This window comes from Pseudarthrobacter sp. R1 (assembly GCF_024494415.1).
Classification (GTDB): Bacteria; Actinomycetota; Actinomycetes; order Actinomycetales; family Micrococcaceae; genus Arthrobacter.
The window spans coordinates 175,698-194,339 of record NZ_JAMKFI010000001.1 but is presented as its reverse complement, the minus strand read 5'-3'; the positions used below and the strand labels follow the sequence as shown (position 1 = coordinate 194,339).

General features: G+C 65.3%; 22 protein-coding genes. 11 read left to right on the top strand and 11 right to left on the bottom strand.

Going from position 1 to position 18,642, the window contains the following annotated elements:
• Positions 1–59: 59 nt before the first annotated feature.
• Positions 60–956, top strand: coding sequence for a ketopantoate reductase family protein (locus tag M8J71_RS00910; protein ID WP_256246134.1), 897 nt, complete (start codon positions 60–62; stop codon positions 954–956).
• An 87-nt stretch (positions 957–1,043) separates the two neighbouring features.
• A complete protein-coding gene (locus M8J71_RS00905) occupies positions 1,044–2,051 on the top strand; it encodes a bile acid:sodium symporter (RefSeq protein WP_256246133.1) in 1,008 nt (335 codons plus the stop codon).
• Positions 2,052–2,150: 99 nt separating this feature from the next.
• Here M8J71_RS00905 and M8J71_RS00900 read toward each other — a convergent pair whose 3' ends face one another.
• The gene (locus tag M8J71_RS00900; RefSeq protein ID WP_256246132.1) at positions 2,151–2,399 is read right to left on the bottom strand and encodes a hypothetical protein; all 249 of its coding nucleotides are present in this window, start codon (positions 2,397–2,399) and stop codon (positions 2,151–2,153) included.
• 328 nt (positions 2,400–2,727) lie between these two features.
• Here M8J71_RS00900 and M8J71_RS00895 point away from each other — a divergent pair, with 328 nt between their 5' ends.
• Positions 2,728–4,290 (top strand): serine hydrolase domain-containing protein, encoded by a 1,563-nt coding sequence (locus M8J71_RS00895; protein WP_256246131.1) that lies wholly within the window; start codon positions 2,728–2,730, stop codon positions 4,288–4,290.
• Positions 4,291–4,312: 22 nt separating this feature from the next.
• Here M8J71_RS00895 and M8J71_RS00890 read toward each other — a convergent pair whose 3' ends face one another.
• On the bottom strand, positions 4,313–4,579 hold the full coding sequence (locus M8J71_RS00890) for a hypothetical protein (RefSeq protein ID WP_256246130.1): 267 nt from the start codon (positions 4,577–4,579) through the stop codon (positions 4,313–4,315).
• A 191-nt stretch (positions 4,580–4,770) separates the two neighbouring features.
• Here M8J71_RS00890 and M8J71_RS00885 point away from each other — a divergent pair, with 191 nt between their 5' ends.
• Entirely contained in the window at positions 4,771–6,009 is a 1,239-nt protein-coding gene (locus M8J71_RS00885) for an MFS transporter (protein WP_256246129.1), read from the top strand.
• 21 nt (positions 6,010–6,030) lie between these two features.
• Here the strand turns inward: M8J71_RS00885 and M8J71_RS00880 are convergent, their stop codons facing one another.
• On the bottom strand, positions 6,031–7,233 hold the full coding sequence (locus tag M8J71_RS00880; RefSeq protein WP_256246128.1) for a serine hydrolase domain-containing protein: 1,203 nt from the start codon (positions 7,231–7,233) through the stop codon (positions 6,031–6,033).
• A gap of 247 nt (positions 7,234–7,480) precedes the next feature.
• Between M8J71_RS00880 and M8J71_RS00875 the strand changes: the two genes are divergently transcribed.
• The 3 genes from M8J71_RS00875 (at position 7,481) to M8J71_RS00865 (ending at position 10,532) form a co-directional block, all read left to right on the top strand.
• Positions 7,481–8,548, top strand: coding sequence for a glycerophosphodiester phosphodiesterase family protein (locus M8J71_RS00875; protein WP_256246127.1), 1,068 nt, complete (start codon positions 7,481–7,483; stop codon positions 8,546–8,548).
• 76 nt (positions 8,549–8,624) lie between these two features.
• Entirely contained in the window at positions 8,625–9,935 is a 1,311-nt protein-coding gene (locus M8J71_RS00870; protein WP_256246126.1) for a hemolysin family protein, read from the top strand.
• A 162-nt stretch (positions 9,936–10,097) separates the two neighbouring features.
• Complete coding sequence (locus M8J71_RS00865; protein WP_256246125.1) at positions 10,098–10,532, top strand: ester cyclase; 435 nt, start codon at positions 10,098–10,100, stop codon at positions 10,530–10,532.
• Between the two features lie 191 nt (positions 10,533–10,723).
• Here M8J71_RS00865 and M8J71_RS00860 read toward each other — a convergent pair whose 3' ends face one another.
• The 3 genes from M8J71_RS00860 to M8J71_RS00850 form a co-directional block, all read right to left on the bottom strand.
• A complete protein-coding gene (locus M8J71_RS00860; RefSeq protein ID WP_256246124.1) occupies positions 10,724–11,104 on the bottom strand; it encodes a VOC family protein in 381 nt (126 codons plus the stop codon).
• Between the two features lie 226 nt (positions 11,105–11,330).
• A complete protein-coding gene (locus M8J71_RS00855; protein WP_256246123.1) occupies positions 11,331–11,834 on the bottom strand; it encodes a mycothiol transferase in 504 nt (167 codons plus the stop codon).
• Positions 11,835–11,876: 42 nt separating this feature from the next.
• Positions 11,877–12,083, bottom strand: coding sequence for a hypothetical protein (locus M8J71_RS00850; RefSeq protein ID WP_256246122.1), 207 nt, complete (start codon positions 12,081–12,083; stop codon positions 11,877–11,879).
• A gap of 209 nt (positions 12,084–12,292) precedes the next feature.
• On the opposite strand from M8J71_RS00850, the gene M8J71_RS00845 reads away from it, so the two are divergent.
• Positions 12,293–13,477, top strand: a complete 1,185-nt coding sequence (locus M8J71_RS00845) for a metallophosphoesterase family protein (protein WP_256246121.1) — start codon at positions 12,293–12,295, stop codon at positions 13,475–13,477.
• Positions 13,478–13,480: 3 nt separating this feature from the next.
• On the opposite strand, the gene M8J71_RS00840 is transcribed toward M8J71_RS00845, so the two are convergent.
• Positions 13,481–13,825 (bottom strand): iron chaperone, encoded by a 345-nt coding sequence (locus tag M8J71_RS00840; RefSeq protein WP_256246120.1) that lies wholly within the window; start codon positions 13,823–13,825, stop codon positions 13,481–13,483.
• A 165-nt stretch (positions 13,826–13,990) separates the two neighbouring features.
• Here M8J71_RS00840 and M8J71_RS00835 point away from each other — a divergent pair, with 165 nt between their 5' ends.
• Entirely contained in the window at positions 13,991–14,386 is a 396-nt protein-coding gene (locus M8J71_RS00835) for a DUF1801 domain-containing protein (RefSeq protein WP_256246119.1), read from the top strand.
• Positions 14,387–14,475: 89 nt separating this feature from the next.
• Here the strand turns inward: M8J71_RS00835 and M8J71_RS00830 are convergent, their stop codons facing one another.
• From M8J71_RS00830 to M8J71_RS00820, 3 genes are read right to left on the bottom strand one after another with little or no spacing between them, the layout of a single operon-like run.
• Entirely contained in the window at positions 14,476–14,823 is a 348-nt protein-coding gene (locus tag M8J71_RS00830) for a VOC family protein (RefSeq protein ID WP_256246118.1), read from the bottom strand.
• Between the two features lie 11 nt (positions 14,824–14,834).
• A complete protein-coding gene (locus M8J71_RS00825) occupies positions 14,835–15,698 on the bottom strand; it encodes an alpha/beta hydrolase (protein ID WP_256246117.1) in 864 nt (287 codons plus the stop codon).
• An 11-nt stretch (positions 15,699–15,709) separates the two neighbouring features.
• Positions 15,710–16,213 carry a GNAT family N-acetyltransferase gene (locus M8J71_RS00820; protein WP_256246116.1) on the bottom strand — a complete coding sequence of 168 codons (504 nt, stop codon included), beginning with the start codon at positions 16,211–16,213 and terminating at the stop codon, positions 15,710–15,712.
• Between the two features lie 177 nt (positions 16,214–16,390).
• Between M8J71_RS00820 and M8J71_RS00815 the strand changes: the two genes are divergently transcribed.
• Both M8J71_RS00815 and M8J71_RS00810 read left to right on the top strand, forming a co-directional pair.
• On the top strand, positions 16,391–16,852 hold the full coding sequence (locus tag M8J71_RS00815; RefSeq protein WP_256246115.1) for a MarR family winged helix-turn-helix transcriptional regulator: 462 nt from the start codon (positions 16,391–16,393) through the stop codon (positions 16,850–16,852).
• Entirely contained in the window at positions 16,849–18,108 is a 1,260-nt protein-coding gene (locus tag M8J71_RS00810; RefSeq protein ID WP_256246114.1) for an MFS transporter, read from the top strand. Before M8J71_RS00815 ends, M8J71_RS00810 begins: the two co-directional genes overlap by 4 nt.
• 61 nt (positions 18,109–18,169) lie before the next feature.
• On the opposite strand, the gene M8J71_RS00805 is transcribed toward M8J71_RS00810, so the two are convergent.
• On the bottom strand, positions 18,170–18,637 hold the full coding sequence (locus M8J71_RS00805) for an SRPBCC family protein (RefSeq protein WP_256246113.1): 468 nt from the start codon (positions 18,635–18,637) through the stop codon (positions 18,170–18,172).
• Between the last annotated feature and the right edge of the window lie 5 nt (positions 18,638–18,642).

Sequence of the window (18,642 nt, the reverse complement as noted above, 5' to 3'; positions counted from 1 at the left end):
AAACCCCCTAGCCTTGGAACATCGGTTGCAAACAAACCAGTTCGGAAAGGTACGCACCCATGCGGATACTCGTCGTCGGAGCCGGAGCCACAGGAGGGGCGTTCGGTACCCTCCTGCAGGAAGCGGGACGGGATGTCACGTACCTGGTGCGGCCGCGCAAGCAGGAGGTCCTTCGCCGCGAGGGGTTGCGCTTCATCTCCCCCACCGCTGACCGGACTCACCAGGTGAAAACCATCACCGCCACGGACGGGTCAGGGACATTCGACCTGATCCTCGTCACGGTCAAAGCCACCGCGTTCGAGGGCGTCCTCGGCGAGATCGGGGCTTTTGTCGGCCCTGGAACCGCCATCATTCCCATCCTCAACGGCATGGCCCACGTGGACCGCCTTGAGCAGCTGTACCCGGGACAGGTGCTCGGCGGCCTGGCCCGGATTGTCGCCACGCTCGACGGCGACGTGGTCCGCCAGCAGGTGCCCCTCACTTCCCTCATGGTGGGCGGGCTGAACGGAAACCCTGTCCCAGTGGATGTTTCCGAAGCTCTGGACGTGCCCGGCGTCGACTTCTCGGCAGTGGACGACGTAGTAGGCGCACTGTGGGATAAATGGGCGTTCATCGCTGCCGCAGGGATCATCAATTGCCTGTTCCGGGCGCCGGTTGGCCGGATCATCACTGCCGGCGGGCGGTCAAAAATCCTGGAGGCCATCAGTGAAACCGAAGCGGTGGCGGCCGCGGCAGGACATCCCGTTTCCGACGCCGCTCATGCACAAGCGATCGGAATCCTCACTGAGCCGGGATCGGCCTTCACGTCCTCCCTGTACCGGGACCTCAGCGCAGGGCTCCCATCGGAAGCCGAGCACATCCTCGGTGACCTCGCCCGCCGAGCCCGGAACCTCGACGTCCCGACGCCCCTGCTGGACCTCACACTCATCCAGATCAGGGCGGGCCTCCCGCTCTGAATCCAGGCAGTTCGACTGCAATCCCGCCCGTGTCATCAATCCACGCTGATTCTGAAACAGAACTCTCACTGTGATAGTCCGGTAGGCATGTCTTCCTTACCCTCGCCCTCCACGTCGGCAGTTGCCGCTGAAGAACGCAGCGCCCGCATCGCCGTCACTCTCTTTCCCGTGCTGATCCTGGCCGGAGGAGCCGTAGCGCTTGCCGCGCCCACAGCCTTCACCGGCCTGGCCCCCTGGATCACTCCCCTGTTGGGCGTCATCATGTTCGGCATGGGCCTGACCCTCACACCTCCTGACTTCGCCGTCATCGCCAAACGGCCCGTCCCAGTAGTTATCGGTGTTGTGGCGCAGTACGCCATCATGCCCCTGCTGGGCTGGCTGATCGCGGCGGCGCTCGGCTTGCCGCCGGCCTTGGCCGCGGGCGTCATCCTGGTGGGCTGCTGCCCCGGAGGAACGGCGTCGAACGTGGTGTCTTACCTTGCCAAGGGCGACGTCGCCTTGTCCGTTGCCATGACCACCGTTTCCACCCTGCTTGCTCCGGTGTTGACCCCGGTGCTGGCACTGTGGCTGGCAGGCCAGTACATGCCGGTGGACGCCGGTTCGATGGCGTGGTCCATCGTCCAGGTCGTACTGATCCCTGTGCTTCTGGGACTCGTGCTCCGTACATTCCTGCCGCGCCTGGTCACCAGAGCGCTGCCTGCCCTCCCCTGGATTTCCGTCCTCGCCATCACCCTTGTTGTGGTCGCGGTGGTAGCCGGAAGCGCGAAGGCCATCTTTACTGCAGGTCTGCTGGTCCTCGCGGCCGTTATCCTGCACAACGGCCTGGGGTACGCCCTGGGCTACGGCGCGGCCCGCCTGTTCAAGCTGCCCGTTCCATCCAGGCGCACCACCGCAATCGAGGTCGGCATGCAGAACTCAGGCCTGGCAGCAGCACTGTCACGGCAGTATCTGACTCCCGAATCGGCCCTGCCCGCCGCCATCTTCTCGGTATGGCACAACGTTTCCGGTGCTGTCCTGGCCGCTTATTGGCGACGCCGGAGCACTCCTGCTGTACGCGGCGGCGAAACAACAGCTCCGGTGGCCGTTGTGGAGTAAGCGTAGTTCCAGCCGAAACCGGACTGACCGCTTACACCAAAAGCGCCTGCCGCCCCTTTTTCGGAAAGGGCGGCAGGCGCTTTTGGTGTTTTGCGGAAGTTAGCCGATGCGGGTGTAGCTGATTTCCGTCTTATCCGCAGGAACCGAGTGAAGCGTCATGTACGTGCCCTGGGCTTTGTTCGCGTTGCCGGGAAGGACGCCGGGCAGCGAAACGTAGTTTCCCTCGACGCGGCGGAGCGGAACTTCCCGGCCTGCCGGGAGGCTGACGTAGCTGCCGCCACGCGGGGTGCTGTTTTTGGCGGTCGTTTGGGTTTCCTGGGTTACGGCCAGTTCGGACTGCAGAGTCAAGTGATCTCCTGTGGTTGTGGGGGCTTGCCGGCGTCGCCGATGCTGGTGCAGTACCGCCTGCACGCCATTCAGAAAGGGGCGCGGGTTCAAGCATGGGCAGTCAGACGCGGCGGCCGACTGCCGGCACGCGAGGACGTTATCCCTGCGGCAGCACTTAAGGGCTTCGGCGGCCTGGTAACAAGTCTACGGAATTAATGTGAGTAACTCAGAATAAGGTGGGCGATCTCACGGGGACTTCGTCCGTCCCTCGCGTGAGAGTCACAAGTGTTTGTTTTCCGTTTGGCCAGGCCATACCGTGAAGGGACGCTCAGCCGAAGCAGGTGCAGCCATGCGGACTATCTCGTGGTCAACGCGCTGCCTGCTGGTGTGCTTCCTCCTGACCGGAACTCTCGGCGGCGCCGCTCCACCCCGATCGGTCCACCTTGGCCTGATGCCCACCCAGCCCGGCACTCCGGAGCAAACCTACGAAGCTGTGGACACCTTCCTGCGGGAGCAGATCGAAGTCCTGGGGATTCCCGGTGCCGCCGTCGCCGTCGTCCGGGATGGCACCCAGGTGCACGCCGCCGCTTTCGGCCGCGCGGACCCCTCCGGGCGGCCGATGACCGCCCAGACTCCCGTTCTGCTCGCCTCCACCAGCAAGTCACTGACGGCCATCGCCGTGATGCAGCAGGTGGAGGCCGGGCGCCTGCGGCTGGATGAACCGGTGCAGACCTACCTGCCCTGGTTCACCCTTGACCACCCCCGATCGTCGGCGATCACCGTCCGGCAGCTGCTCCACCAGACCAGCGGTATGTCGGCGAGGGACACCGCTTTTGAAGCTTCCCTTGCACAGGACCCGGGAGCCCTCGAAAAAGCAGTCCGCGCGCTCGCCGACTCACCGCTGGCGGGCGAACCGGGGCAGCGTTTCCACTACGCCAGCGCCAACTACAACGTCCTGGGCCTCCTGGTGCAGACCGTCGCCAACCAGCCCTTCGGGGAGTATCTAAAGCAGCACGTCTTTGGGCCCCTGAACATGGTCCACAGCCATCCCACCCGCACCGCGGCACGGGCGGACAGCGCGGCTGCTGGGCATTCCCGCTGGTTCAGCTCGTTCTGGCTTCAGACCGACGTGCCGGCACCCACCGCCGGAATTCCCTCCAGCACCATGTACTCCTCGGCCGAGGACCTGGGCCATGAGCTGATTGCCCTGCTCAACGGCGGCCGTTACGGGGATGCCCGGATCCTGAAGCCTGAGAGCGTCGCGGCGATGTTCGAGCCCCGGACCCGGGTGGACGAGGCCAAGGGCTACGCCATGGGCTGGTACACCCGGCCGCTCGTGGAATCAGCTGGTCCCGCAGCCCCCGCTTCGGAGGACTTGCCGCTGCTGCTGGAGCACCAGGGGGAATGGGGCAACAGCCACACCTACCTGGCCATGGTTCCGGACTCCGGGCTCGGCGTCGCCCTGGTCATCAACGGCAACGACACCGCCGCCCCCTCCCGGCTCAAGGCCATCGACACGAACATCCTGCGGATCCTCCACGGACAGTCGCCGGTACCCGCCGTCGTATATGAGGACTGGCTGCAGCAGTTCAGCTGGGCGGTCTCGCTGGCCTTGCTGCTGGCGGAACTCCTGAGCCTGTGGCTGGCGCTCTCGGTCCTGCTCCACGGCCGGTTCGGTGCCGGCAAACGCTGGGCGCACCTGGCGTGGGCCGGTGGCACCCTGGCGCTCGACGCCTTCGCCTTATGGCTGTGCCTCGTCTACGCGCCCGCCCGGTTCGACACCGACCTCCTGGTGATCATCCGTCAGTTCCCTGACGTCGGCGTCTCGCTGGTGCCCGTGCTTGGGCTGGCTGTCGTGTGGTCCATCCCGCGAACGGTATGGCTACTCGTCACCATGCGGTCAACTCAGTGACCACCGTCAGCGAGCGCGCGGCCTACTCCCCCATGGCGGGATGCACCGGAACGAAATCAATCGTGTTGCCGGAATTCGTTCGGCCCGCAGGAGTCCTGGAGTATCCCCGCGCATCGAGGCCGTTCTTGGCACGGAATTCCGCGAGGGCTGCATCGTAGGCGTCGTTGAGGGTTTGCCCTGAGAACTCACCGGTGCTGCCGTCGGTGAAAGCGATCTTAATGCGGACGCTGGCGGGGTAGTGCCGGTTCATCCGGATAAAGCCTTCTGCGTCCTGCTGGAGGGTAATCAAGGAGAGCTGCTTTCGTTAGGGGCCAAACTCCAAGTGTGGCGCAGATTGCGCGGCACAGATACCAGCTCTGCCGCTTCGAAACACGCCGCCCTGCACGTACGCAGTTAGTTCACCGGGTAAACTTGGTGGAGGAATTGTTGGGCCAGCAGCGCCAGGTTCCGCTTCCCTCCCCCTTGAATGGAACATTCCTCATGTCCTCCGCGATTTCCGCGCCGGCTCCCCAGCGTTTCCCGCTGGCCGCCATGATGGTCCTGGCCACCATCGCCTTCACCGCCATTACCACCGAACTGCTGCCGTCCGGCCTGCTCCCGCAGATCAGCACCGGCCTGGACGTGTCCGAGCCGGTGGCGGGCTATCTTGCCGCCGCCTACGCCGCCGTCATTGTGGTCACCGTGGTGCCCGCCGCCCGGCTGCTGGCCAATGTACCGAAGAGGCCGTTGCTGGTGGCCCTTGTCCTCACCTTCGCGCTCAGCAACGCATTGGTAGGCCTCGCGCCCGATTTCACGTTCGCGATGGTGGCACGGCTGGTGGGCGGCCTGGCGCACGGACTGCTGTGGACCACGATGGCTCCTTACGTGGCCCGCGTGGTCCCGGCCGACAAGGTGGGCAAGGCCCTGGCCATCGTCTTCAGCGGCAACAGCCTGGGCCTGGCTATTGGCGCCCCGATCGGGACCGCCTTGGGCACGGTCCTCGGCTGGCGTGCGGCGTTCCTTGCCCTCGCCGGATTCGGCGTGCTCCTCGCTGTTCTGGGCTTTTTGTTCCTCCCGTCTGTGCGGCGCAGCGCAGGCGAGATCCGCCCGTCGATGCGCGCAGCCATCGCCCAGCCTGGCGTGAAGCCCGTTGCCATCGCCTGGCCGCTCCTGGTCCTGGCACACTTCGCGCTTTTCACCTACATCGCCCCGTACATCCGCGAAGCCGGCCTGCCCGACTACGCCATCAGCCTCTCCCTCACCGTCCTCGGAGTGTCCGGCCTGCTTGGCATCTGGATCGCGGGGCTCACCGTGGACTCACACCCCCGCCGTTCGCTGCTGATTACGACGGCGGCAATCGCCGTTTCGATGCTCGCGCTGCCGTTCGTGGGTGGGAGCCTGCCCATCGCCCTGGCTTTGATGACCGTGTGGGGCGCCGGGCTGGGAGCCATCGGCATCTACAACCAGTCCGCCATCCTCCGGGCCGGCCGGGAGAACAAGGACGCCGCCAACGGGCTCACGGTTCTCACGATCCAGCTGGGCATCACCATCGGCGCCCTCTACGGCTCTGCTGCCCTGGTGGTGGCCGGCCCGCTGCTGGTCCCGGCCGCCGCTGCTCTGCCGGTGATCGCGGCGCTGGTCATCACCTTTGCCGGCCGGAAAGCGGCCTACCCGCCCGGTCCACGCGAGTCCACGTGGAAGCGGCCCCGGCCCGTTGGCGAGCGCGAAGGCAGCCACTAGCAGCGCCAAGTGCTGTGCCAATCAGCACGCCTGACTAAGCGCGTTCACCGCCGCTTCTGACATCTTCAGCGATTCCGGATCCTCAAAACCAACCAGCTCCGGCTTCCGTACGCCCGCCACGGCCATGGCAATCTGCCGCGATCCGTCGGCGCTGATCAGCGCCAGGGCAGCGTATCCCCGCACCACTCCCAGGTGGCCGAAGTAGTCGTTGTTGGAGCAGGAGTCATAGCGGCGGACAACACCGAGCCCGTACTGCTGGTACTTGGGATGGTGCATTTCCGCCACGCTTTGAGGAGTCAGCAGTGTCCCCTTCTGCAGCGCGGCGAAAAACGTGTTGAGCTCGGGGACAGTCGAGATCATTCCGGTGTCCGGGGAACCGCTGTGGAATGGAGCCAAGGCGTTGTCCACCAGCTCACCGCTTTCCGTCTTCGTGTACCCGTGAATCAGGTTCTGCGGACCAGGCTCGTTACCCGCCATGTGGGTGCCCTGAAGCCCCAACGGCTCTACCGTGTCCGTACCGATGACCGCAGCGATGTCCTGGCCGCGCACCTTCTCGACGAGCAGGGCCAAGGCCGAGTAGTTGGTGCCTGAGTAGCTGAAAAGGCTGCCCGAGCCTCCCGTCCAAGGGTCAGCGGCTGCGGCCAAACGTTCCTCATGGCTGCGCTTGCCATCCGCCGGATCGCCGGCCCTGAGCAGGCTTTCCCAGTAGCGCGGAATGCCGGACCGGTGGCTGAGCAGGCTGCGGATGGTGATGGGTCCCGGCGGCTTGATGATGCTCTCGAAGCCCGGAACGTGCTTCTGGACAGGATCATGCAGCTGGATTTTCCCTTCCTCCACGAGCTTCATCACGGACACCGCCACCATTGTCATGGTGATGTCGCCCACGTGCGTTTGATCGGTCAGCTGGACGGGCTCATTGGTTTCCAGGTTCCGGACTCCCTCCGCCGAGGACCACTCACCCAGCCGGGACTTCACCTGGATGACGACGGCGGTAGCTCCCCCGGCGCGGATGTCCTTGCTGTACTTCTTGAGCACGGCTGCGAAGGCCGGCGCAGTTGCGGTTGCAGAGGCAGTAGCGGTGGCACTGGCGGACGCCGATGTGGGCGCCGACGTTTGTTGGTCCGGTGCGGTGGGCGCCCTGGTGCAGCCTGCAACTCCAAACAATACGAGCGCTGCGGCGGCTGCGGCCGCACCGTGGAGCGGGGTGAAACGTCCTGACTGCATCTCAAATCCCTTCGAGACGCCGTACCACAGCTGGACCCCTGGGAGACCGCCAGTTGCACCGACACTTCCGATGTTCCTCATGGCCGGAAAGGGTGTCAAGACCGCCTGCAGCCCGCAATGTTAACGCCCGGAACACCGCCGTTAACCCGCCCTCCAACTCCCCGCATCAAAGACGCAACCTGCCCTCCTTAGCGTTGGCGGGTCACCGGCGAACAGCCGGTCCCCGTCATCCCAGGAGGAACCACCCATGCGCCACGTCCTGACTGCCGCAGCAGCCGCCGCCCTGATCGCCGCCATGGCGAGCCCCGCCGTCGCCGCCCCGGAGGACGAAGCCGGGACGCCGTCGTCGAACGCTGCCGGAGCCGCCACGTCCGCCCTGAAGGTAAACGAGCGCAACGGCTCCTTCGACCTGCAGAGCCACCGCGGCGGCCGCGGCGAATGGACAGAGGAGTCCCTGGCCGCATTCGCGAACTCCCTGGCACTGGGCGTGACCACCCTTGAACTGGATACCCACCTGACCGAGGACGGCAAGGTGATCGTCTGGCACGACGACACCATCCAGGCCACCAAGTGCGCGGACACCGCACCCGCCACCGCCGGTGACCCCGAGTTCCCGTACGTCGGCGACCGCGTCGCCGAGCTCTCCCTGGTGCAGATCAAGACGCTCAACTGCGGCTTCGTGCAGCTGCCCGGCTACCCGGAACAGGACGTCATCGAAGGCAACCGGATCGCCGAGCTCAAGGACGTCTACCAGCTGGTCCGCGACGCCAGCGCCGGCAAGGTCCGCTTCAACGTGGAGACCAAGGTGGAGAGCAGCGAGGTTGGCGGCGCCGGCATGGAGTCTCTCACCCGCGCCGTGGTGGCCGAGATCCAGGCTTCCGGCATGGCGGACCGGACCACCCTGCAGTCCTTCGACTGGTCCTCGCTGAACCTCACCAAGGAGATCGCGCCCGAGCTCCCGTTGGTGGCTCTCTCCAGCGGCGACGCCTGGATGGGCGTGGGCCAGCCCGGCGCGAGCCGCAACCTGGGCGGCATCGACATCGACGACTACGACGGTTCCCTTCCCAAGGCGGCGGCTGCCCAGGGGTACGACGTCGTCTCCCCCACGTTCCGCTCGGTCACCCCGGAGATGATCACCGAAGCCCATGACCTGGGCCTGCCCGTCATCCCGTGGACGGTGAACACCACCGCTGACATGGTCCGCCTGATGGACCTGGGCGTGGACGGCATCATCACCGACTACCCCACCCGCCTGCGCACCCTCATGGAGGAGCGGGGCCTGAAGCTGCCGAAGGCTTACGACGTCAAGGGCTGACTTCCCCTGTGTGTCCGGCCCGGCTGCAGCTTCCGCAGAGCTGCTGCCGGGCTTTTCCATTCGGTAGTGTCTGTTCATGGACAGCGACACCCTGCTCAATTTCCTGTTGGTCCTCTTTTTTGTGCTGCTGGGCGGGGTGTTTGCCGGCACGGAGATGGCGCTGGTTTCGCTCCGCGAGAGCCAGGTACGCCGGATGGAGAAGTCTGGAAAGCGCGGCGCCCGAATCGCAGCGCTGGCCGGGAACCCCAACCGGTTCCTCTCAACGGTCCAGATCGGCGTGACGCTGTCCGGCTTCTTCTCGGCTGCCTACGGCGCCTCCACCATCGCGCCCGATGTCGAACCCCTGCTGGAAGGCATCGGTTTCGGTGCCTCCGCGGAACCGATCGCCTTTATCGGCATGACGCTGCTGGTCGCCTACCTCTCCCTGGTCCTCGGCGAACTGGTGCCCAAGAGACTGGCCATGCAGAGCGCCGTCGGCTTCACGAAAGTCCTGGCCCCTCCCTTGGGTGTTCTCTCCGAAATCATGCGGCCCGCCGTCTGGCTGCTGTCCGTGTCCACGGACGCCGTCGTGAGGCTGTTTGGAGGTGACCCGAATGCCAAGCAGGAGAGCGTCAGCTCCGAGGAACTGTGGGACATGGTGGCCGAGAGCGAGGTACTGGAAGAGCACAGCCGCAGCATCCTCTCGGACGTCTTCGGCGCGGGAAACCGCTCGCTGCAGGAGGTCATGCGCCCCCGCACCGAGGTGACCTTCATCAATGGCAACCTCAGCATCGCCGAGGCGTTCAGCATGGTCAGGGACGCTCCCTATTCGCGCTATCCCGTGATGGACAAAACGCCCGACGACGTCCTTGGCTTCATCCACGTCCGTGACCTCGTGCCCCGGGACGGGAAGCACGACGACGGGCACGTGCGGGACATCGTGCGGGAGATCCTTCCGCTGCCGGGGACCAACAAAGTGCTGCCCTCCCTGCAGCGGATGCGCAGGCTGGGCCAGCACATCGCGCTCGTGGTGGACGAATACGGCGGCACGGACGGCATCGTCACTCTTGAGGATCTCGTGGAGGAACTAGTGGGCGAAATCTACGACGAGTACGACGCCGGCGTGGACGCCGAGGACCGGGTCACCAGGGCCAACGGATCGCTTGACGTGGACGGCGGGCTCATCCTTCAGGAGTTCGCCTCGGCGTCCGGCATCGAACTGCCGGAGGGGCATTACGAGACAGTCGCAGGGTTCGTCATTGACCGGCTGGGGCGGCTGCCCCGGACAGGTGACAGTGTGGAAGCGGACGGCCATGTGCTGACCGTAACGGCGATGGACCGGCTGCGTATCGCTCGGATCCGGGTGACGCCGGCGGACGGGCAGGAACCGCCGTTGACCGGAAAGTAGACCGGGAAGCCCGGCGGAAGCCCGGGGCGCGGCCTCCTCCACTTCTTCATTGACAGTGATCCGAAGCGGATATCCAATTAAATTGGCTCCAGCAGTCGGCCGGAGCCAGTCCACGAAGCGGCCTCCGCTTCCGTGAGGCCGCCCAAAAATTGGAGGTCCCAAATGGGACAGGCACGCGAAGTCATGGATCGCCTCACCACCGCCATGAATGACAAAGACAAAGATACGCTGGCAAGTTGCTACGCCGCAGACGCCGTTGCCTACACCCCTGACGAAGGGGAACTGAACGGGCGGGATGCCATCACCAGCTACCTCTTCCATTTCTGGGAAGCCCTGCCCGACGTGCACTATGAGTACGCGGAGAGGCACGAAGCCGGCAACGTGGCGGTCGACGAGGGGTACGTTGTCGGTACGAACACCGGACCACTGCGCATGCCCTCCGGCGAAGCCCTTCAGCCCACCGGCAAGCAGGTCAGGATCCGGAGCTGTGACGTCGCCAGGGTTGAGGGCGGGGAGATCGCCTCCCACCACTTCTACTTCGATCAAGTGGAGTTCCTGGCACAGCTCGGGCTGATGCGCGAGTTGTCTTCGCACTAGGGAGCTTGCCTGCCGCCCTAACTAAAAAGCCGTGGATACCTTGAAGGAAAGGTACCCACGGCTTAGTCACGAACGCCTATTAGCAGGCAGCTCCCGCTGGTAGCCGTACGGAAAGTGACGCGGCCGGACGTTGGCGAGCGCCGACGTCGTACGTTCCTTCGGTCAGGCGCCCTGACGCGTCCGCTCAGATGCTACGTGCGCTGGGTGATATTGAGAATGTTCCCCTCGCTGTCCAGGAACCAGGCGGACTTTCCCCAGTCGTCAGTGACAAGGCCGTTCTCCGTCTTCAACCCGGGCTGATCGTAATCCTCAAAAACAACGCCTCGGCTCCGCAGTTCCTCCATGTCGCGTTCGATGTTGTCCGATTCCCAGCCCATCTGGGTGTTCTTTGCTGTCCCTGCGTTGTCCGTCTGATAGATGAGGAAGCTCGTTCCGTTCCCGCAGCGGTACAGCAGGCTGTACTCCTCCATGGCCTCGGAACTTTCCAAACCCAGCTTGTCCCGATAAAACTCCTTGGCCCGGTTGATGTCCTTCGCGGGCAGGACAGCCATAATTGCTGAGTCCTTGAGCATGATGAATTCCTTTGTGCATTGTTCGCGTTGGCGGGGATGCTCTCCCCTCTTACGTTCCCGGAGTATCCCTATTCCGGGGCCGCGTGGCCGCCCGTTCCGCCATAACCGTCCAGCCACCTGGGACCCTGCTGCGCCCCCCAGCATTCATCGCCGCAGGGGTCCCCGACGCCTACGTGGCCATTATGGAACCGAATTCCCTCTACGGAAATAGGTAATTCATTCTTTCCTATGCCCGCTTCAAGCCCTTGGCGTAAGCGGCCTGCCCCACGTGCTGCAGGCAGTCCGCGATGGTGCTCACCAGCCGGACGCCGAGGGTGACCGGCGGGTCCCACCGGGTGTCCACTATGCGGTCCAAATCCTCATCGCCGAGCGTCTGCACGAACTCCACCGTTTGCCGGTGGACTGCGTCGTAGTAACCGAGCAGCAGTTCCGGCGGCGCCTGTACCGCGTCCACCTGGTCGCTTGAATGGCCGTAGCCGGTGTCGTTCCTGGACAGTGGGAGGCCGAAGCGGCCCACGAAGTCCTGCGCGGTCCATACCTGGTCCAGTCCCCCAGCGTCGGCCACCTGCACATCCTCCACCCGGGCAAGGTGCCAAATCAGCCAGGCGATTGAGTTCCCGGTGCCACCGGGCCGCCGGACCAGGGGCCCGTCGTCGAGCCCTTTCAGTGTGGCTTCCACTGTTTCCCTGATTCTGCTGAAGGAGTCCAGCAGCAGTTCGTTGGACTTCATTGGTGCCCCCTCGTCGCTTCAGGCCTGCCGACGACCCGATAACTAGTTCTCCTGGCCGCCGTTTTCGTCGTCTGGCTTGTCGCGGGCCGCCCGCAGACGCTGCTCCAACTTGGACTCTGCGTCCCTTCTGCGGTAGCCGATGGAGCGGGCCTGCTCAGCCGTGGGATGGCGGGGTTCCCGCTCCCACGCATGGTCGTTTACCCCGGTTACCGGCACAGCGGCCGCGTCCGGTTTGTTGTTTTCACCCATACCGGATGGTCTCACACCCGGGGGTGGGGCAACAGGCCCGGGCCCTCCTGCGGGACACGTGATGGCGGTCCGGGCAGCCCTTACGAATCCCGTCAACGCCTTCTCCTCATCGGTTGTTCACCACGCGTTTGGAACCCGGACGTCGGGGCTTCCTACTGTCACAGGGACGGCGGCGGAAGCGTGGCCGCGCACCATGCAGGAAGGCAGCCATGACCATCAAGATCCACCAGCCCAGGTTCAGCCGGAGGGCCGCTTTGGCAGCCGCAGGAACCCTGGGCGCGCTGGGAGCCACAGTGGCGGCGGGAACCGGGGCCACTGCGGCACCGGGCGCGAAGGCGCCCAAGCCAACCCTTGCGTTCCGCCCTGACGGCCGGTTCAAGGTGGTCCAGTTCAACGACACCCAGGACGACGAGCAGACGGACCGCCGCACCATCGAACTGATGGACCGCACGCTGGACGCGGAGAAGCCGGACTTTGTGGTGATCAACGGCGACGTCATCAACGGCGGCTGCGATACGGAACTGGAGGTCAAGCAGGCGCTGAACCACGTGGTCCAGCCGATGGAAAGCCGGAAGATCCCGTTGGCCATCACGTTCGGCAACCACGATGAGGACTCCGTGGCCAGGACCGGGATGACCGAAGCCCGGATGCTCCAGTTCCTGCAAACCTACGAATACAACGTTAATGGCGACACCACCGACGGCGTCACCGGAACGTCCAACTCGCTGCTGCTGGTCCAGTCCTCCAAGTCCAAGGACCCTGCCTTCGGCCTGTGGCTCATCGACACCGGCCGCTACGCCCCGGACAGCATCAACGGCCAGGACTTCGAGGGCTACCCGGACTGGGACTGGGTACGGATGGACCAGGTCACCTGGTACCGCAACCTCTCGATCGCTACCGAGCAGAAATACGGGAGGAAGATCCCGTCACTCATGTGGGGGCACATCGCCCTTCACGAGCACCGCAACATGTGGTTCGCCAGCATTGATTCGCGGACGGATGCGGACCACCAGCGCGCCGTGCAGAAGCACAACATCACGGGCGAGCGGAACGAGGACGAGTGCCCGGGCCCCTTCAACTCCGGCCTGTTCAACGCTTTCCTCGAGCGCGGGGATGTGCGCGGCTACTTCGTGCGCCACGACCACGTCAACACCTATGTGGGCAACTACTACGGCGTGGAGCTTGGCTACGGTCCCGGGACAGGGTTCGGCGCCTACGGGCTGCCGGGCGCCGACCGGAACAGGCTCCGCGGCGCGCGCGTCTTCGAACTGGACGAGAACCAGACGGGACTCTACAAGGAGACACGGCTGGTTTTCGCCAAGGATTTGGGCATCGACCTGACGGCGAATGACCAGCCGATCACTCCCCTGCCCCTGGGCCCGGCGCAGCTATAGCGGCTACTTCCGGATCTCTGCCCGGCGCAGCCGGACCATCTCTTCCACCACGTCATCTGGGACGGGGTGGTCCGGCGTGAACCTGACGGTGCCCTTAGACAGGGAGTGGCCTTCAAGCTTGGATGCGACGGCGTCCACCACGGCGGGCGAGAACGGAAAGATGGACAGGTGCTTGGCAGCCGCCACCACTCCGATCAGGGGCTTGCCGTCCAGTTTCAGGGCCGACATCCCGTAGCTCATCCCTTCTTCCGCATCCGGGGCGATGCTCCGGGCTATCGCGACGACGCGCTGCAGGCAGGATCGGTCCGGCTCCGACATGGCGGCAAGGGAATCGTCAACGGCACCCATGCGGTCATCTTAGTCCTGGCAGGAGTGTCCGACGGCGGCACCCGGCTTCCAGCGCAGGCCTCGCTTTGCGCGTGCTATAGGGCGCTGGGTCTGGCCTGCAGGAGTGGCCTCTTTCCCTCCCGGCCGGATCGGGGAACCATAGGGTTTGGCGGAAGGAGTTCACCGGTGAGCTATGAAAAGGACCCGCGCGTTGACCACTACATCGACGCGCTCCCACCCTGGCAGCAGGACATCTGCCGGCAGGTCCGGGACCTGGTCCACGCCGCCGATCCCGAAGTCGAGGAAACCATCAAACGAACCGTCCAGCCGTACTTCGTCCTGCAGGGCAACATCTGCGCGCTGCTCGCCGCGAAGGATCACGTCAACGTGTTCCTGTACGACGGCGGCATCACCCCGGACCCGCACAACATCATCACCGGGGGCCACGGCAACAAAACCGGCCGAATGATTTCGTACTACGAGGGCGAGCCGCTCAACGAGGACGCCCTCGTGGAGATGTTCCGCGCGATCATCGCCAACAACCGCGCGGGCGGCTGGCGGAAAATCAAGGCTGGGCAGTAACAGACCGTCGCTTTCCCATGCACCCACCATCGCCGGGGTCTGTCAATTGCCGCGGAAGGCTTCCGCCCCGGATTCCCAAAGGCGGAAAGCTAGTCCTGCGGTGCCTCGGCCAAGGACAGGCTGTTGCCGTCCGGATCAAGGACGACGACGTGGCGCACCCCGTTGCCGTAGGTTTCCATCGGCTCGTGGTTAACGCCGCGGGCGGCGAGGCGGGAAAGAGACACATCAAGGCCTTCCACCCCGAGCGTCAGCAGCGCGCCGCCTGCCCGGTCCGGCTGCTCCGTGACGAAAAGCCAGGCGGTTTCGCTGACCTCCCGGAGCGCCTCATCGCCGATGATTTCGTCGGCCGGGCGCCCGAAAAACGCGGCGAACCACTCAAGTGCCCGCGCCTGGTTTGTCACCGGGACACCTGCATACAGGTATGACATCGAGCCCATATCGCCTGATCCTAGTCCCGCACCCAGCCGATTTTCCTGAGCCAACCGGTCAGGATAGGGAGCACCACCGAACTGTGCATCGCGCCAAGATGGTCCAGCCCGGGAAGGACCTGCACGTCCCAACCGGCGGCAACGAGCGCGTCGCGGTGCCTGGCCAGCGGCTCCCCGATGCTCACCCGGACGCCGCCCCACTGCGGGCTGTAGTCGATCTGGTCCTTGGACCCAGCGAATGCCAGCCGGAACCGGCCGGGCGGCAATGCGGCGGCGCCGTCGTCGAAATCCTGAAGTGCCTCGTATAGGGTGACGAACTGCCGGGTCTGCGCCTCAGTGGTCTGCACGGACACCGAGTCCCAGTCCCCCGGCTCGGCGTCGTCGACCGCGACGGCGGACGGGTCAGGTGGCCGCACGGACGCGGCGTGGGCCGCGCGGGTCACCGCCAGCATGCTCCGGTACGGCCCGCCGCGGGGCGGAAAGCCACCCATGGCCAGCGCCCGGAGGCGGTCAGTGCGCAGGGCCAGCTGGAGACCGGCAAGGGCCAGCCAGGAGTGTCCGTAGTAGCCAAAGGCGCCGGCGCCGCCCGCACCGGCAATGGCCAATAAGTCGGCGGCGAGGTTCTCAGGAGTGAGGGTTTTCGCCGCGGGCTGGGCCATCCGGTGGCCTTCATAGTCGGCAACGATGAGCCGGTTCGAGCGGGAAAGCCCTTCCACCAAAACTGCGCCCAATCCAGGATCGCCGCCCCACTTGCGCATGGTCTCCGCCTCGGCCGGCGGATGCGGGGCGAGCCGGACCGGCAGCAGCAGCGCAGGACCGTCGCCATGAACGGAAACAGGAATGACGGTGCCGTCATGAAGAACAGCCTCAGCGGTAGCAGCCATCACCGGCCCCTTCAGTGGTCGTGCCCAACCCGGACCATCCGCATCTCGGGCACGCTTTCCCATTCGGGTGGCAGCAAACCCCGCTTGCCGTCGGGCCGGAAACCGTGCCGGCGGTAGAAAGCCTGGGCCCTTGGGTTGTCCGCCGGCACCCAAAGGTACGCCGGCGAGTCACCGATCGCGGCTTCCAGCAAGACCGCTCCCAATCCCATGCCCTGGGCACGGCCGAGGATGTAGATCGAGTACAGCTCCAATGGAACGGGACCGTCCTCGTCGCGGCCTGGACCGGCGTCGGCAAATCCCACCACTTCATCATTGGAATCCACCGCAATGATCCGCGGGTCAGGGCCGTCCAGGTGCTTCCGACGGCGTTCCACCCGTTCCGGAATCGCATCGCGGCGGGCGGCGAAAAACTGCGGGGACAGCAGGTGGGGGTAGCACTCCTCATGGGACAGCGTGTGCATCAGCACCACCGCCTCGGCATCTTCCGGCGTAGCTTGGCGCAACTGATAGTCCATGCTTCAGCCTAACTAAGCTGCACGCAACCTCTCCGTACCCCGGGAAAAGCGCCCTTCGTACCGCTCGGGTGATGCATATCAACCTCCTAAAACCTTGCCCTTTCTTGGGGACAGAAGCATACTTGTTAGCAGGACTAATTAGCATTGCTAAGCATCTTCAGGAGGCGCAACGCAAGCGTGACCACCACCAACACCGAGAACACTGAAACGGCAGAGTCCGTCAGCCCCGACAGCCTGGCCATAGACCTCCGCACGGCCGTAATGCGCACATCCCGCCGGCTCCGCGTCGAGGCAACCGGCGACGTCATCACACCGGGCCAGTACACCGTCCTTGCCCAGCTCAACGGGAACGGGGCGCAGACCCTCCGCACCCTCGCCGAGCGGGAACATGTGCAGGCTCCGTCCATGACCCGGATCGTCAACGCCCTGGCCGAGCAGGGTTTCGTTTCCAGGGCCGCCAATCCCGACGACGGGCGGCAGGTCCACGTGGACATCACCGACGCGGGCAGGGCCGTTTTGGCGGAGGCCAGGAACCAGCGAACTGCCTGGCTGGCACAGCGTGTGGCCGGGTTGAGTGAAGAGGACCGGCTGGTGCTGAGCCGCGCGGCGCACATCATGCAGGAGATGAGCGGCAAATGAGTGCGATGTTCAGGGCCCTCGAAAACCGCAACTACCGGATCTGGGCTGGCGGTGCGCTGGTGTCCAACGTCGGCACCTGGATGCAGCGGGTGGCCCAGGACTGGCTGGTCCTGACCGTCCTCACCAACCATTCCGGCGCCGCCGTCGGCATCACGACCGCCCTGCAGTTCCTTCCCATGCTGCTGCTTGGCCCGTACGGCGGCGTGCTGGCGGACCGCTACCGCAAGCGGGTGATCCTGCTGTGGACGCAGGTGGCCATGGGCCTCACCGGACTGGCGCTTGGACTGCTGGTGGTAACCGGCACCGCCCAACTGTGGCACGCGTACCTGGCCGCCCTTTGCCTCGGCATCGCCAGCGCCATCGACGCCCCCGCCCGCCAGTCCTTCGTCTCCGAGCTCGTGGGGCAGGACAACATCTCCAACGCGGTGGCGCTGAACTCCGCGTCCTTCAACACCGCCAGGCTGACCGGCCCCGCCGTCGCCGGTGTGCTCATCGCCTGGGCGGGCACCGGCCCGGTCTTCCTGCTCAACGCTGCCAGCTACGCCGCCGTCATCATCTCGCTGTTCCTGATCCGCACCTCGGAGCTCGCCCCGGCCGCCCGGGCAGGGCGCGGTAAGCACCAGGTGGCCGAGGGCGTGCGCTATGTCCGCCAGAGGCCGGACCTGCTGCTGATTATGGTCCTGGTGGGCATCCTCGGCGCCTTTGGCATGAACTTTCCCATCATCAACGCGCTCATGACCACCACCGAGTTCGGTGTGGGCCCCAGCGAATTCGGGCTCCTCGGCTCCATCATGGCGGTGGGAACCTTGGCCGGCGCGCTGCTCGCGGCACGGCGGGCCGGGCCGCGGCTGCGGTACCTGCTGGGCGGGGCGCTCGGGCTCGGGTTCTTCACGCTCCTTGGCAGCGTGTCGCCGTCGTTCTGGCTGTACGCCGCGGTGCTGATACCTGTCGGCCTGGCGTCCATCACCTTCCTGAACAGCTGCAACACCAGCATCCAGCTCTCGGTGGAACCCCGGTTCCGGGGGCGCGTGCTGGCCCTGTACCTGGCGGTCCTGCAGGGCGGAACTGCAGTGGGGGCGCCGCTGATGGGGTGGATCGGCTCAGAGTTCGGCGCGCGCTGGTCCGTAGCTGCCGGGGGTGCGGTCGTTCTGGTGACCGCCCTGGTTGCCGTAATCGTGGTCAGCAGGCGGAACCAGCTAACGTTCCGCGACAACCTGCGAACCGTGTTCCGCAGGCGGCGCGAGCCCGCGGTTTAGACACGAACCGTTGTGTTCACGTTGGCGCGTCGCAAGGTACCAGGAGGCAGCAGCGCCGTCGTCAGCTCTTTCTTGCGGCCACAGCCTCGGTGAGCGATTTCAGCCCGCGTTCGAAGTCCGATCCCACCAGCTTGTCCATGTTCATAAAGACGGCGAACACCTTGGCGGCACCCTTGTTCTCGCCAGTCATCCGCCACGTCACCTCGGTACCGCCCGGCGCTGGGGTGAACGTGAACGATGTGGGGTTCAGCGCCTTGAAGGGTTTGGTGAATTGCAGGCGGACCTTGATTTCGCTTGACGGCACCGACTCAACGATTTCCATCGTTCCGCTGCCGGCTTTGCGGTTGCCGCTCCACTCGTAGCCGGCGCCCACACCGGCGTCGGTGCCAAAGTAGCGGCGGTCCATGCCCGGATCCACCGACTCCCACGGAGACCACTTGGTCCACTCGTGAAAGCTGTTTACCAGCGGAGAGATGTCTTCGGCGGGAGCAGGAATGACCGCGCTGCGGCGGACCTCATAAGTGGACATACGCC

Excerpts from the sequence above, each read along its gene's own strand:
- M8J71_RS00910 (WP_256246134.1), top strand. The coding sequence starts at position 60 with ATGCGGATACTCGTCGTCGGAGCCGGAGCCACAGGAGGGGCGTTCGGT.
- M8J71_RS00905 (WP_256246133.1), top strand. The coding sequence starts at position 1,044 with ATGTCTTCCTTACCCTCGCCCTCCACGTCGGCAGTTGCCGCTGAAGAA.
- M8J71_RS00895 (WP_256246131.1), top strand. The coding sequence starts at position 2,728 with ATGCGGACTATCTCGTGGTCAACGCGCTGCCTGCTGGTGTGCTTCCTC.
- M8J71_RS00885 (WP_256246129.1), top strand. The coding sequence starts at position 4,771 with ATGTCCTCCGCGATTTCCGCGCCGGCTCCCCAGCGTTTCCCGCTGGCC.
- M8J71_RS00880 (WP_256246128.1), bottom strand. The coding sequence starts at position 7,233 with ATGCAGTCAGGACGTTTCACCCCGCTCCACGGTGCGGCCGCAGCCGCC.
- M8J71_RS00875 (WP_256246127.1), top strand. The coding sequence starts at position 7,481 with ATGCGCCACGTCCTGACTGCCGCAGCAGCCGCCGCCCTGATCGCCGCC.
- M8J71_RS00870 (WP_256246126.1), top strand. The coding sequence starts at position 8,625 with ATGGACAGCGACACCCTGCTCAATTTCCTGTTGGTCCTCTTTTTTGTG.
- M8J71_RS00865 (WP_256246125.1), top strand. The coding sequence starts at position 10,098 with ATGGGACAGGCACGCGAAGTCATGGATCGCCTCACCACCGCCATGAAT.
- M8J71_RS00860 (WP_256246124.1), bottom strand. The coding sequence starts at position 11,104 with ATGCTCAAGGACTCAGCAATTATGGCTGTCCTGCCCGCGAAGGACATC.
- M8J71_RS00855 (WP_256246123.1), bottom strand. The coding sequence starts at position 11,834 with ATGAAGTCCAACGAACTGCTGCTGGACTCCTTCAGCAGAATCAGGGAA.
- M8J71_RS00850 (WP_256246122.1), bottom strand. The coding sequence starts at position 12,083 with ATGGGTGAAAACAACAAACCGGACGCGGCCGCTGTGCCGGTAACCGGG.
- M8J71_RS00845 (WP_256246121.1), top strand. The coding sequence starts at position 12,293 with ATGACCATCAAGATCCACCAGCCCAGGTTCAGCCGGAGGGCCGCTTTG.
- M8J71_RS00840 (WP_256246120.1), bottom strand. The coding sequence starts at position 13,825 with ATGGGTGCCGTTGACGATTCCCTTGCCGCCATGTCGGAGCCGGACCGA.
- M8J71_RS00830 (WP_256246118.1), bottom strand. The coding sequence starts at position 14,823 with ATGGGCTCGATGTCATACCTGTATGCAGGTGTCCCGGTGACAAACCAG.
- M8J71_RS00825 (WP_256246117.1), bottom strand. The coding sequence starts at position 15,698 with ATGGCTGCTACCGCTGAGGCTGTTCTTCATGACGGCACCGTCATTCCT.
- M8J71_RS00820 (WP_256246116.1), bottom strand. The coding sequence starts at position 16,213 with ATGGACTATCAGTTGCGCCAAGCTACGCCGGAAGATGCCGAGGCGGTG.
- M8J71_RS00810 (WP_256246114.1), top strand. The coding sequence starts at position 16,849 with ATGAGTGCGATGTTCAGGGCCCTCGAAAACCGCAACTACCGGATCTGG.
- M8J71_RS00805 (WP_256246113.1), bottom strand. The coding sequence starts at position 18,637 with ATGTCCACTTATGAGGTCCGCCGCAGCGCGGTCATTCCTGCTCCCGCC.